Below are 13,471 nucleotides of genomic sequence, written 5' to 3'. Positions count from 1 at the left end.
TTTTTGCAAAAAACTCGCTACATTTTCTAAGATAATTATGCTTTTACTTTACTTTTTACATTTTGGGGTAAAATTCCCAAATCAAATTCTACATACGGAGTTTTTCAAGTGTCTATCTTGCAACATTTTTTTAGTAGCTTTCATCATTTGCCCCCGCCAATGCAGCAAAATCTCCCTTTTATCACAGATTCTTCAAAAAGTGCTTTGAGTATTGTTTTGTGCGTGAATGCAAATAATATTGAGCTTTTTATGCAATGCCCAAGTTTTGTTAATCTCCTGCCAGATTCAAGGCATATTCCTTCTAATCTCGCTCTAGGCTACACCTCTAACCCACTTGATTATATCCTTGCTATGCAGACAAATATCATCACACACAATCAACATATTTTTGAAGAGCTTATGCCTTATTTTGCAAATCTCAATCTCGCGGGGGTGATTGATGATGAGCAATTAAGACTTTTTAGTATGCTTAAACCCTCTACCCTTTCACACACCTCACACAAAACCACAAGCAGTCCTAGCAAGATAAAGCATTTACAAGAATTTCACACGCAGTTTCATACACTTTTTGATACGCTCACGCCGCTTTTAAGCAAAGATTCTTTGCTTCAAGCATTAAGAAAAAATCTTGCCAAACTAGAAGAACAGCGATTTTGCATAGGTATTACAGGGGTGCTAAGTGCAGGGAAATCTACATTTTTAAATGCGCTTTTGGGAGAAGAGATTCTAGGCACTTCAAGTGTGCCAGAGACAGCAAATCTTAGCATACTGCGATATGGGGAATCGCCAAAAGCTAGGGTGCATTTTTGGAGCAAGGAGCAATGGGAGGATTTAGAATCTCAAAGTGAGTATGATTCTAATCTTAAAGAATTTGTCAAAGAGAGCAAAGAGCATTTTAAAGAAAAGCTACAAACATTTATCACATCGCCAAAATATACACGAGACATTGAGCTAAGTGAGCTAAGATCCTATACTTCAGCTAATCACACAAGCAAGTTTTGCAACCTTGTAGAAGAGGTTGAACTCTTTATGCCTTTAGCGTTTTTACAAAATGGTGTAGAGATTGTGGATACGCCCGGACTTGATGACACTATCACAAAGCGAGAGGATATTACGCGAGCATACATTGAGCATTGCGATATGCTTATCCACGTGATGAATGCGAGTTGTGCAGCGACACAAAAGGATATTGATTTTATCTTAGAAGCCCTTTTGGAGCAGAATATCTCTCGTTTGCTTGTGGTGCTTACACGCATTGATTTGCTTTCACAAAAAGAATTGCAAGATTCTCTTCATTACACAAAATCAAGCCTTATTGCCCAGCTCAAAAAAGCCAAATATAAAGGCGACATACAATCCCTTATCCAACGGATTGATTTTATCCCATTAGCTGGATATGTGGCATTGCTTCATCGCACACAAAGTGGGGATTCTAAAGATTCTAAGCAAAAGCCCACTCTTAGCCTTGAAGAAAGCGGGATATTAGAAATTGAATCGTATCTACAAACGATGCTTTTAGGGCAAGATAGCCTTAAGGCAAAAGACAAGCTGTATCTCGCATTTAAAACAATGCTAAAAATCGCCCACGCACAAGAAGAGCTTATAGAGATAGAATCTTCCTTGCTTTGTGCAAGTGGGGAAGAACTCAATACGCTCATTGCAAAATATACTGCTCAAAACCAAGTTCTTTTAGATACGCTAAATAACTTTGAATCTCAACTTTTTACGCTAAATACCGAACTTGTGGATTTTCTTAGCTCACTTGAGATTTTAAGTAATAATACCCTATCAAAAGCTGCTGCTTTGATTAAAGACAAAGTATTGAATGACATTATTTATGATTTTGAGCGAGGTGTAAAGCCACAGGAGCAGAGCCTACGCACGATGATAGAGCAAGGGCTAAAGGATTGTTTTGCTGATATTTTGCGTGAATACAAATACAAGCTAAGCCGCAAAATCACGCAGCTTAAAAATGATATTGCCCCACAAGATTCTATGCAAGAGAGCAATAATGCACTGCCAAATATACATTTTCAGCTTAAAAGCAGTGAGATTACGCATATCTTAGAATCTTTAAAGTCTTTGCCACAAGCCCTAAGCCCTAAGCCAGAGCGTTTAAAAACAAATTTAGATTCTTTATTTAAAAATATTTTTGATGGCTTTGACACACTTATAAAAGAAAAAAATACAGATATAAAAACGCTTTTTATGACACATTTTGAGCAAATCACAACACAAAGAAGGCAAGAGATTGAGCGTGAAATTGCCAATAAACAAGAAAGCCTACAATCAGCTATGGAAATAAAAAATAGCGGCAATACCCAAGAGCAACAAACCATCATTGCAACAAAGCAAAGCCAGATTCAAAATATTATAGAGCAGATTGCGCATACTTTAGAGGAGTTAAGCTAATGGATACATTCACACAAACCATAACAGATATTCAAAGCAAACAAGATTCGCAACACCAAGATTCCAATGAGGCTTTACTTGAAGTCTTTGTCAATGAGTATTTAGAGGCAAAAAACAAAGTACTGCAAGGGAGCAATCCGCTGTATGCGTTGATTGACAAGACGCGTTATGTCATTCAGCAGATGATACCCCTAAGCTCTAGCAGTTCAACAGCACTCAAAAATCTCACACAAAGCATACAAGAACCGATGAAAATCGCTATTATCGGGCAGTTTAGCAGTGGAAAATCTACATTTTTAAATGCTCTTTTGGGACAGGAGATTCTCCCTAGTGGTATTACACCAATCACGGCAAAAATTTGCCATATCGTCTATGGTAATGATTATGCTCTAGAGATTCACTATAAAAATGGCAATATTGCCACAAAGCCACTGCATTATATGAGTGAAGTGAGTGAAGACCAAAATGCAAAAATCACCTTTTACAAGCTCTATGCACCCCTAGAGCTGCTTAAGTCTATGAGTTTTTTAGATACGCCCGGTTTTAACTCGCAAAATCAAAGTGATACAGACACGACAAATGCGGTGTTAGAAAGTGTAGATGGGATCATTTGGCTTGCCCTTATTGATAATGTCGGCAAACAAAGTGAGAGAGAAATTATCACCACGCACATCAAAAGATACGCAAGTAAAAGCCTTTGTGTGCTGAATCAAAAAGATAGGCTAAAAAATGAAGATGAGATACATACAAGCCTAGAGTATGCCAAAAAGGCTTTTAGCGGATTGTTTGAGGACATTATTGCCATCTCGGCAAAAAATGCCTTGCACTCTTATAATCCAAGTGAGAATCTTAGCACATCTCAAGCAGAGCAATTATTCCAAGATTCTAATATTCAATCGGTTGTAACATTTTTACATACGCATATCACACCCTTAGCACAGATAGCCAAAACACGCACGATTTGCACACAGCTTCGCACACTTTTGCTTCACTATGCTCGGTTGAGCTTACACGCTAAATTGCGATTTTCTAACCTGAACTCACTTTTACAAGATTCAATCCAAACCTTTAATAGCAATGCTATGCAAAGCCCATTTTATAAGTCATTTCCAAAGCTTTTTGATACTTTTGAATCTCACCTTGAATCGCTTAGTCAATACATCTACAATGCCATTGAAAGAACACCGCAAGAATTTGTCCGCATAGAAAAAAACTTTGGCTTTACAAAAGAAGTAAAACAAAGCAAAGAGGTGGCATTTTTGCCAAGGGAGCGATTGTCTTTGAGCCTGAATAATGCAGATTCTACTTTTGCGAGAGATTTTACAAAGCTTGGGTTTGACATTATGGAGAGTGGCAAAGAGTTTGAATCTTTACTTGATACGCAAACAAAGCTTTTGCAAGAATTATTCATACAATGGTATGCTGCCTTTCTCCCGCCCTTGCAAAGCCCTCTTTTGCAAAAAAGCCTTGATGGAATTGTGCAGAGTTTTCATACCCTTGCACTTAGCCATAATGCCACTTTGAGTGCAAATCTTATGCTCTTTCATAAGATTCTAAGTCTTAATTATCCTTTGAGTATAGCCTTGTGTCTTAGCCATATAGGGCTGAAAATTGAAGAGGCAAAGGCAAAACACAGCAAAAGCCCTGATACATTGCCACTTTTTAACCCAAGCCTAGAAAATATCCGCGATGAGTTAAATCTTGGCTTTCATTTTTATTTCCTACAAGAAAATCTTTTAACCCAGCCTTTGCATAAAAAGAGCATTTGGCATTTTGAGCGGGAATATACCGAGCTTTGTAAAAATACAAGCGAGTTAATCACGCAATATGTGGAAAAATACGCCCATCATCTTGAGCAGTTTAAAAGCCTTATAGCTACGCTTAAATCCTATCCACAAGAATGAGTAGCACTTAAAACTTATTTGCTAGTCTCAATAATGTATGGCACACAGGAGATTCTAGCCTTACTTAATGCTTCATACATATTCATAATATTCTTATCATCATCTTTGACCGGAGGTAAAAATCTTATGTCATCTATGAGTGTTTGAAGTTTGGCGATTTTATCTTCTTGGTTTTTATGTTTATAGCCTTGCATTGCCGCATATAAGGACATTACTTTATGATAGACTTCATTATTTGCCGCAACAAAAAATGATTTTTATATGTGCTTGTTCTATAAGCCTTGCAAGCTCTCTTATCTTTTCATTACAAGGCTCACAAAATGGGGTAAGGTCATATAGAGCGTTGTTTTTGTCTTCGTCGTTGCTTTAAAGTCTAGCACATATTGCGGATATGTTTTAAACACCTTTAAAATCCTAGATTCTCGCATAGACGCATTATGCTGCGTGAGAATCTCATAGGCTTTATTAAAAGCTTCCATACTTGCAAACGAGGCGGAGAAAAAATCTTGCGGGGCATTGATACTCACATTTGTCTTGTCATCTCCCAAATACAGCGTGTAAAAGCCATCTTCATCAGCTAGAATCTTAAAGCTCATCTCGCCCACATTCGCAGGTATAGTCTCCACAGGCTTTGCCTTTATCTCTGCTATTTTTTGATTAATTGTTATATCTGTTTCAAGTCTGTTTTTCCACTTTTTCAACTGGAGTCTTTCTGTTAATTCTCTTGCATCTATAAAACCAAAAAAGCCCACAATGGCACATATTGCCAAAAATCTCATTTTACTTTCTCCTTACTTTTGGCTTGTGCATTTCAACATCTTCAATGGCGATTTTAGATTTTAAAATACGCCATATAGTTTTTAAGCGAGTCTGAAATATTTTTTAACTCACTGATTGTTTTATTGGCATTTTCAAGTGATAGGCTTGTCTCTTGTGAAAGCGTAGAGATACCTTGCATATCATTTGCAATACTTTGCATAGTATCTTCTTGCTCACTTGATGAGTTTGCCACAACTTTAGCTTTTTGGAGTGAATCTTTGGCTTGATTTTGAATCTCTTCAAGTGTCTGCACTGAATCTATAATGAGCTTTTGCCCCTTGTCAATTTGAGGCACAATAGCTTCAATCGCATCAACAGAAGTGCCTATGCCATCTTGAATAAGTTTTATCATATTGGCAATTTCTGCTGTTGTTTGGGCGGTGCGTTCAGCAAGTTTCCTTACTTCATCAGCCACAACGGCAAAGCCCCGCCCGTGTTCCCCTGCTCGTGCGGCTTCAATAGCAGCATTAAGAGCTAAAAGGTTAGTTTGGTCAGCAATTTCAGCAATCAAACTCGCGCTTCCACCAATCTCCACAGACTGCTGTTGTAATCCGCGGATATTTTCCGCTGAAGAGCTAATCATCTCTGTAATCTTGCCAATCTCTTGGGCGGTAATATTAATAATCTCAACGCCCTTTGTTGAGATTTCCACACTCTTTGTGGAGTTCTTCTCTGTTTGCTGGGCAATGTTTGAAACCTCAATCACACTTTCATTCATTTGTCCTATTTTATCTGCCACTTGTGTTGAGCTTTGCATTTGTATTCTAGCGGCATCTTGGGCTTGATTTGAGGTTTGAGAGACTTTTAGGGCGACTTCGTTGATTTGATTTGAAGAGCGTGTGATAAACTCCACAATCTCTTTAAGCTTACCTTGCATTGTGGCAATAGAAGACAGCATAGAATCTTCGCCCTTATATGCCACAGGCTCGGACAAATTGCCATTTGCTATTTTGCTGATAATCTGTGAAGCAATATGTGGTTCTCCACCAAGCAAACGCAGCAATGAGCGTATAATCACAATAGCCACAATCACACTAAAAACAACGCTCAAAGCCAAAAGCACCAAAAGCACGATTCTAAACTCATTAACATTGCTTCTTAGCTCCGCAGTCAAAGCAGAATTCGCATCTTCTTGATAGTCAATAAACTGGTTAATCTCGGCAAGCCATTGCGTAAAATATGGGGATAGCGTTTTTAAAAGATTATAAGCTTTTTGTGAATCTCCAGCAAGTTTGGCTTGGCTAATCTGCACGATAAGTGGAATGGACTTAGCTTGAGTAGCCTCAATAGCTTGTAAAATACTAAGCTCCTTTTCATTAAACAGATTTGTATTGATGAATTTCTCTTTCATATCATATTCTGCTTCTTTGTAGAATTTTTCCAATGTGGCTATTTGCTCCAAAAGCTGTTGCAAACCTTTTGTATTCTCACTATCAATCAGCACCACATCACGCACAGCAATCGCTCTATCATGCACACTTCCACGAAAATTAATCGCATAGCGTTGAGCTAGGGCGTTGATGTCATTAATTTGACTAAGCGAAGCGTTTATCTCACTCACACGATTAAGTGCGATAAATACCATAATACACGAAAATAAAATCAGCACCCCAAAGCCAAAGCCCAGCATAACGCCAACACTCACTTTTTTCTCTGGTTTTATGTTTTGTGAATCATTTGACATTTTTATCTCCTTATGTAAGATTCTGCACATAAATTTAATCGTGGATTGTATAACTTTTTAATAAATATTTATCCATAACACCAACGCAACCAACGCGAAAACTGCCTTATTTGACTTTAATTTACAAACTATGCTAGAATCCCCACCATTTTTTCCACAAATAAAGGCTTAATATGAATACAGAAATGATTGCTGTTATGCTTGGCGTGTCGCTCGTGCTTGGGTTGTTTGGACTTTTAGCATTTATTTGGGGATTAAAAAATGGGCAATTTGATGACGCAAACAAAATGATGCAGGGTGTGCTTTTTGATTCTGTTGAGGATCTCAACCTTGCTGCACAAGCCCAAAAGAAAAACAATAAAGACAACAAGGAGAAAGAATGAATACAATATATGATGTCATTGTCATTGGGTGTGGACCGGCAGGAATGAGTGCCGCACTAGAGGCGAGAGCTAAAAATCTCAGTGTGCTTGTGCTGGAAAAAGGTGAATCTCATAATATGAGTATCCGCAAATTCTATAAAGAAGGCAAGAGAGTAGATAGGGACTACAAAGGGCAAGTTGTGGAGCTAAAAGGTGAGCTTGACTTTCAAGATGGCAATAGAGAAAGCACACTAGAGTTTTTTGACACACTTTTAAAACCCATCAATGTAGAATACCAAAGTGATGTAGAATCTGTGAGCCAAAGTGATGGAATCTTTAGTGTCAATACAAGCGATAATCGCAGCTTTAAAGCTAGATTTGTCATCATAGGTATTGGCAAAATGGGGCAACCAAATAAGCCAAGCTATGCTATCCCTCCTACAATCCGCAAGAGTGTGAATTTTAATGCTAATGACGCTAGGAGTGAAGAGAATATTCTTGTTGTAGGTGGTGGGAACTCCGCTGTGGAATACGCCATTGACTTAGCTCAAAATACACAAGGTGGAAGCGTAACGCTAAACTACCGCCGCAAGGAATTTACCCGTATCAATGATATAAATGCCAAAGAGCTAGAATCTGCTTTGAGTAATGGGCAACTTATGGGGCGATTTGGCATTGATATTATTGAGCTAAGTGATGAAGATGGCAAGGTAGCTGTGAAGTTTAGTGATGAGAGCAAAGAGGTCTTTGATCGCGTGATTTATGCCATTGGAGGCGCAACACCTGTGGATTTTCTCAAAAAATGTGGAATACAAACCGATGAAAAAGGTGTGCCGCTTGTTTCACAAACCCTAGAAAGCAGTGTTAAAAACATCTTTGTTGCAGGAGATATTGCCCTAAAAAGTGGCGGCTCAATCGCCCTAGCCATCAAGCATAGCTATGATATTATGAATGAAATTGCCAAAAGAACAAATCTATAAACTAAAAATATAAAATCTTATAGAATCTGTGGTTAAATTATGCAAGATTCTATAAAAGAGATAACGCAGATTCTATATTCTAAAAAAATGTAAAAACAAAATTTATGCTATGCACAGCTTTATCTGTGCTAAAAACAAGCGGATTATCATAAAAACTCGCTCTATACAAAATATCCACATTCCCCACAGGAAACCCACTTGAAAAATGCTAGTCCCGCTTCAATATATGAGCCATTGCTTGTTATGTAGCCATTCTCTGTTTGTTTTTGAGCGTTGATAATCCACCCACCACCTAGCACGATTGAGGGCAAATTTGAATCTTAGAATCTAGCTGTATAGCATTGTAGCCAAGATGAAAGCTTATGATTTGTAGCAGAGTGCCACCCCAAAGTGCCATAGGCAATATGCTGTGTTGCATCTCATCTATCTCAAAACCTAGCTTATGAGATTCTATAATTTGCCCCTGTATCATTTGGGGGTTAAAAACAGATTCAAATAATCTACAAAAAACTATAAATATATATTAATTATTTATAGTTTTTACTTAACATTATTATAAAAGTTTGATAAAATGCTCCTATGGATAAGTTATTAGCGATAGGACAGGCTTCAAAACTACTTGGCGTTACCATTCAAACCTTGCGTAATTGGGACAAGCAAGGCTTACTTAAACCCGATGAACTCACTCGTGGTGGAGAACGCAGATATAAACTAGAAACCTTGCGCAATATCAATAAAAACATAGTCTTTAATGTGGATAATCTAAAAACCATAGCCTATGCAAGAGTATCAAGCTCTGATCAAAAAGACGACCTGATAAGACAGGTGCAAGTATTAGAGCTTTATTGTGCTAAGGCTGGATTTAAATATGAAATAATTCAAGATTTAGGCAGTGGAATGAATTGTTATAAAAAAGGCTTAACCAAACTCTTAAATCTTATTTTAGATGGACAAGTTAAACGCCTTGTGCTTACTCATAAAGATAGATTACTTCGCTTTGGAGCTGAATTAGTCTTTGCTATATGTGAAGCTAAAAATGTCGAAGTTATTATCATCAATAAAGGTGATGAGAATGTTAAATTTGAAGAGGAATTAGCCAAAGATGTCCTAGAAATCATCACTGTATTTTCAGCAAGGCTTTATGGTTCTCGTTCAAAGAAAAACAAAAAGCTTTTAGATTCTATGCAAGAGCTTATCAATGACAATCTCTCATAAAATAGAACTAATCCCAAACAATAAAGCAAAAACACATTTTAAACAAGCCTTTGGCTGTGCAAGACTTGCTTATAATTGGGGACTTGCCAAGTGGCAAGAAAACTACAAAGCTGGCATTAAAAATCTTATTTGGACTTAAAGAAAGAATTTAACGCTATTAAAAAAGAACAATTCCCCTTTGTGTATGAAGTAAGTAAATATGCCACTCAACAGCCTTTTTTGAATTTAAACGAAGCCTTTAAGAAGTTTTTTTAGAGATTTAAAGCAAGGCAAAGTCAGCTATCCAAAATTTAAAAAGAAACGATTAAACTATGGCTCTTACTACATAGGTGGAGACCAAGTAGTGCTTACAAATAAACCTAAAATATCTAAAAGGCTTATCATTCAAAGCAAAGAAAAGATTTATCTTAAAGTGCCAAATTTGGGCTATGTAAAAATGAGAGAGTCTTTACGCTTTAATGGTAAAATCAACAGCGTAACCATTTCACAAAATGCTAATAAATTTTATGCTTCTTTTAGTGTGGAAATATCACAAGATGAATATAACAAGACACATAAGAGAATACATCAAAACAAACAAGGTATAGGCATAGATATAGGCTTAAAATCATTTGTGTGTTTATCTAATGGCTTATCAATTAAAGCACCAAAGCCACTAAATAAGCTCACAAGGCTTATGATAAAAAGAAGTAGGCAGCTATCTAAAAAGCAACACCCAAAAACCAAAGGTGAGTCTTTAAAGGGCATTAAAAAGTCTGCTCATTATATCAAAGCTACAATGAAGCTTAACAAGGTTCATAAAAGGATTGCTAATATCCGCACTGATTTTTTACATAAGCTATCAAGCAGTGTGGTTAGAAATTATAAATTCATCGCCATAGAGGATTTAAATGTCAAAGGTATGATGAGTAATCGCAAACTTGCTAAATCTTTAAGTGATGTGAGCTTTTATGAATTTCGTAGAATGCTTGAATATAAAGCAAACTACAACAACAAAAACATTGTGATAGCTGATAAATTCTATCCTAGTTCAAAGACTTGTTCTGCTTGTGGTAATGTTAAAGAAAATTTAACACTAGGAGATAGAATCTATATATGTGATGCTTGTGAATTAAGGATAGATAGAGACTATAACGCAAGTTTAAATCTCTATGCCTTAATCAAAAAAACAATAGGGCAAGCTCTGCCCGAATTTACACCTGCGGACTTAACGGCAATGCTAAATGATTTAGCAATAAATCATTTAGCAACCAGCAAGGTTGAAACAGGAATACAATAAAAATCTTGTTTATAGATTTTTATATCTATTTATAGGATTTTATAGGTTTGTAGGAGCGGTATTTTGAGTAAATCAAGTGTATTTTCTTGTGATAGGTTTTTGCCCATCAGCACACTTGCAAAACACCATATGCAACACAAAGCAAACACTATGCGATACATAATATCCATTATCTCAATGTGAATCTTAGATGAATTTACCCACGCAGTTGCTCTAGCCTATCGCGTTTTGTGCCAATATCAGTGATTTGAATCCCAAAGTTCCCATCTACAATGACCACTTCGCCTTTGGCAATCACTTTATCATCTACAAGTATATCTAAAGGGTCATTGGCAAGTTGATTAAGCTCTATCACGCTTCCTATATCCATAGCGATGACATCTTTTAAAAGCATTCTTTTTTGCCCGATACGCACCTTGACATTAAGCCGCACATCTAAAATCATATTGATATTTTTAAATTCTGTTGGACTAAGTGTAGGGGCTACAGGAGCGGAGCTAGATTCTGCGTGAGCCACAGGAGCAGCCCCTCCCCCTTCAAAAAGCCCCACAAAACTCGCATTAGCTAAAATCGTAAAATTTGACTGAATAGAATCAAGCGAAAAATTAAAAATATATGCCTTATCAAAACGCGATAACTCTATGCTTTGGGTAACAAACTCAATATTGCTACACGCAAAATTAAGCTTTGGTAACTCTTTTTGTGAATTCAAAGATGTGGAGATTGCACCAAAAATATTTGCACTAATCTCTTTTATCGCATCTAAGTCATCTTCGCTCATCTCTGGCTTGCTCTCACCCTCACCCCCCAACATCATATCCGCTAGAGCTGTTCCCATCGCCACGGGCAGAATCATCGCAAGCTCTCCGTTACCATCTCCACTTGCTTGAATATAACTGATTGAATAAGGGATTGAGAGATTTTCAAGACTTACATTGCTATCGCTTGTGTGTGTAACACTAGGCGTCTTGCCCATAAGCCCTTCAATGGTGGCTGTGGTTTCTTGGACGATTAAATCTATAAAAGGCTTCATTCTCCCTCCTCTTCAATATTTGCAATTCTATTTTTGCGTTGAGATTCTAGCATTTCAAGCACTTCTTTGACTTGATCTTTTTCTGTCTTAATCACTTCTTTGATTTGCAGTGTTTTGCGATACCTTTGCAGCCCGATACTTGCAACATACTTCTCTCGCCCATCAACAGATACCAAAATCGTATCATCAGCCGCCCTATCAAGCCTCACAATATCGCCAACTTGCAAGTCCAGCACTTCCTTAAGAGAGAGGGTAGCATTACCCAAATAGCCAGAGACAACGACATTTGCTCCAGCGATAAGGGCTTGAAGCTCTTTGTTTCTACTCTTTTTTGAGCTTGTATCACTGAGCATTAAATCCCTACTTGCTAGGCGGGATAGCACGGTCTCAAGGGAGATAACCGGATAGCAAATACTCATCATTCCGCTACTATGCCCGATGATAATCTCCATAACCACCATAATAACAATTTCATTTTGTGCCACGATTTGCACAACATTTGGGCTAGATTCTTTGGCATCTACGCTGGGGAAAATCTCCGTGATAGAGCTCCACGCCTCTTTGAGATTTTGCATAATCTGTCGCAAAAGCGTATCAAGTAGGTTTAGCTCAATATCGCTAAATTCGCGTGAGTTCTCATACGGGTCGCCCTTACCGCCTAAAAGCCTATCAATCATAGGAAAAGCAATGCTAGGATTTATCTCTAAAATCGCCGCACCTTCTAGTGGCTTCATTGAAAAAATATTAAAGCTTGTGGGGGAGGGTAAGCTCATCAAAAACTCCCCATAAGTCATTTGATCCACACTATGGAGCTGAATCTCAACAATACTTCTCATCACCGCAGACACTTGAGAAGAGAGACTTCTTGCCATTTTGTCGTGGATTGACTTAAACGCACGGAGCTGCTCTTTACTTACACGATTTGGACGCTTAAAGTCATAAAGCGTAACTTGCTTTTGATGTGTGATGTCCTGCTTTTCTATCTCGGCAGTATCGCCATCATCATCAACAACCTCTAAGAGGGCATCAATCTCTTCTTGACTTAATATATCAGCCATTTATATCTCCTAGTGCTTGTCTTATTTTTTTGATGACTTCTTTTGTGATTTGTGAGATTCTAGATTCAGTAATTTCTAGAATCTCACTAATCTCCTTAAGATTCAACTCCTCAAAGTAGTAGAGTTGGATAATCATCTGTTCTCTCTTGCCAAGCTTTTTTAGGACATTGTGGATAATCTCCATTAGCTCATCTTTTTGCACATCTTCTAAGATATTTTCTCCGCATATCGCATTATACTGCTCATCAATAGGCACGAGAGCATACACATCAGAAGCCACCTTTGCTTCTTTTATTTTTGCTACATCTTCGTTTAGAATCTTTGCCAAATACTCATCGCTTGGCTCTTCTTGATAATCATTAAAATATTTTGAGACCTCATAATCAATCGCTTTAACAAGCTTACGACTAGCGCGGGATAGCACATCAAGGCTACGCAAATAATCAAGCATTGCTCCATTCACACGCGTCTTAGCATAGCCCCAAAAAGAATCATTAAGACTGCTATCATATCGTCTTGCGAGTTTAATCAGCTCTTCTGTGCCAATAGAAACCAAATCCGCCATCTCAATGGAGCTAGGCAAACGCTCTTTCAAACGGAATGCCATTGCCTTAACTGCGGGAAGATACTGCAGGGCAAGTTCATCTTGTGCGTATTTTAGCGTTTGATTGTAGCCATTATTGCTTTTCATACTTTTCATTTTCCCACCCTTTTGACCTTTTCGC

13 protein-coding genes and 1 pseudogene are annotated in these 13,471 nt (G+C 37.7%); 6 read left to right on the top strand and 8 right to left on the bottom strand.

From position 1 onward, the window contains the following. Positions 1 to 108: 108 nt before the first annotated feature. Both EBF12_RS00965 and EBF12_RS00960 read left to right on the top strand, forming a co-directional pair. The gene (locus tag EBF12_RS00965) at positions 109 to 2,412 is read left to right on the top strand and encodes a dynamin family protein (protein WP_121725993.1); all 2,304 of its coding nucleotides are present in this window, start codon (positions 109 to 111) and stop codon (positions 2,410 to 2,412) included. Next, positions 2,412 to 4,316, top strand: coding sequence for a dynamin family protein (locus EBF12_RS00960; RefSeq protein WP_121725992.1), 1,905 nt, complete (start codon positions 2,412 to 2,414; stop codon positions 4,314 to 4,316). The genes EBF12_RS00965 and EBF12_RS00960 overlap by 1 nt, the downstream gene beginning before the upstream one ends. A 14-nt stretch (positions 4,317 to 4,330) precedes the next feature. Here EBF12_RS00960 and EBF12_RS11570 read toward each other — a convergent pair whose 3' ends face one another. From EBF12_RS11570 to EBF12_RS00950, 3 genes are all read right to left on the bottom strand, one after another. Then, positions 4,331 to 4,528: a hypothetical protein gene (locus EBF12_RS11570; protein WP_244196287.1), complete on the bottom strand. Its 198-nt coding sequence runs from the start codon at positions 4,526 to 4,528 to the stop codon at positions 4,331 to 4,333. 81 nt (positions 4,529 to 4,609) lie between these two features. Continuing rightward, entirely contained in the window at positions 4,610 to 5,095 is a 486-nt protein-coding gene (locus EBF12_RS11565) for a hypothetical protein (protein WP_244196286.1), read from the bottom strand. Between the two features lie 53 nt (positions 5,096 to 5,148). Beyond that, positions 5,149 to 6,819 carry a methyl-accepting chemotaxis protein gene (locus EBF12_RS00950; RefSeq protein ID WP_121725991.1) on the bottom strand — a complete coding sequence of 557 codons (1,671 nt, stop codon included), beginning with the start codon at positions 6,817 to 6,819 and terminating at the stop codon, positions 5,149 to 5,151. A gap of 173 nt (positions 6,820 to 6,992) precedes the next feature. On the opposite strand from EBF12_RS00950, the gene ccoS reads away from it, so the two are divergent. Continuing rightward, entirely contained in the window at positions 6,993 to 7,202 is a 210-nt protein-coding gene (ccoS, locus tag EBF12_RS00945) for a cbb3-type cytochrome oxidase assembly protein CcoS (protein ID WP_121725990.1), read from the top strand. After that, positions 7,199 to 8,161 carry an NAD(P)-binding domain-containing protein gene (locus EBF12_RS00940; protein WP_121725989.1) on the top strand — a complete coding sequence of 321 codons (963 nt, stop codon included), beginning with the start codon at positions 7,199 to 7,201 and terminating at the stop codon, positions 8,159 to 8,161. The genes ccoS and EBF12_RS00940 overlap by 4 nt, the downstream gene beginning before the upstream one ends. A 161-nt stretch (positions 8,162 to 8,322) precedes the next feature. Here the strand turns inward: EBF12_RS00940 and EBF12_RS11000 are convergent, their stop codons facing one another. Beyond that, positions 8,323 to 8,472 (bottom strand): hypothetical protein, encoded by a 150-nt coding sequence (locus EBF12_RS11000; protein WP_157979022.1) that lies wholly within the window; start codon positions 8,470 to 8,472, stop codon positions 8,323 to 8,325. After that, positions 8,454 to 8,633, bottom strand: a complete 180-nt coding sequence (locus EBF12_RS00935) for a hypothetical protein (RefSeq protein WP_121725988.1) — start codon at positions 8,631 to 8,633, stop codon at positions 8,454 to 8,456. The genes EBF12_RS11000 and EBF12_RS00935 overlap by 19 nt, the downstream gene beginning before the upstream one ends. Positions 8,634 to 8,740: 107 nt before the next feature. On the opposite strand from EBF12_RS00935, the gene EBF12_RS00930 reads away from it, so the two are divergent. Together EBF12_RS00930 and EBF12_RS00925 are read left to right on the top strand one after the other, a co-directional pair. Continuing rightward, positions 8,741 to 9,376, top strand: coding sequence for an IS607 family transposase (locus EBF12_RS00930; protein ID WP_121725987.1), 636 nt, complete (start codon positions 8,741 to 8,743; stop codon positions 9,374 to 9,376). Beyond that, positions 9,360 to 10,655: pseudogene (locus tag EBF12_RS00925) on the top strand (RNA-guided endonuclease InsQ/TnpB family protein). The gene EBF12_RS00930 and the pseudogene EBF12_RS00925 overlap by 17 nt, the downstream one beginning before the upstream one ends. Positions 10,656 to 10,851: 196 nt before the next feature. Here the strand turns inward: EBF12_RS00925 and fliY are convergent. Genes fliY through EBF12_RS00910 form a run of 3 tightly spaced genes read right to left on the bottom strand, consistent with a single transcriptional unit; the run spans position 10,852 to position 13,446 of the window. Next, on the bottom strand, positions 10,852 to 11,631 hold the full coding sequence (gene fliY / locus EBF12_RS00920; protein ID WP_425269264.1) for a flagellar motor switch protein FliY: 780 nt from the start codon (positions 11,629 to 11,631) through the stop codon (positions 10,852 to 10,854). Between the two features lie 53 nt (positions 11,632 to 11,684). Further along, complete coding sequence (gene fliM / locus EBF12_RS00915) at positions 11,685 to 12,746, bottom strand: flagellar motor switch protein FliM (RefSeq protein WP_121725985.1); 1,062 nt, start codon at positions 12,744 to 12,746, stop codon at positions 11,685 to 11,687. Then, positions 12,739 to 13,446 carry an RNA polymerase sigma factor FliA gene (locus EBF12_RS00910; RefSeq protein WP_121725984.1) on the bottom strand — a complete coding sequence of 236 codons (708 nt, stop codon included), beginning with the start codon at positions 13,444 to 13,446 and terminating at the stop codon, positions 12,739 to 12,741. Before EBF12_RS00910 ends, fliM begins: the two co-directional genes overlap by 8 nt. Between the last annotated feature and the right edge of the window lie 25 nt (positions 13,447 to 13,471).

The sequence above is a fragment of the Helicobacter labetoulli genome (assembly GCF_003670275.1).
GTDB lineage: Bacteria > Campylobacterota > Campylobacteria > Campylobacterales > Helicobacteraceae > Helicobacter_C > Helicobacter_C labetoulli.
The sequence above is the reverse complement of the archived record's forward strand: the minus strand, read 5'-3'. Positions and strand labels throughout refer to the sequence as shown.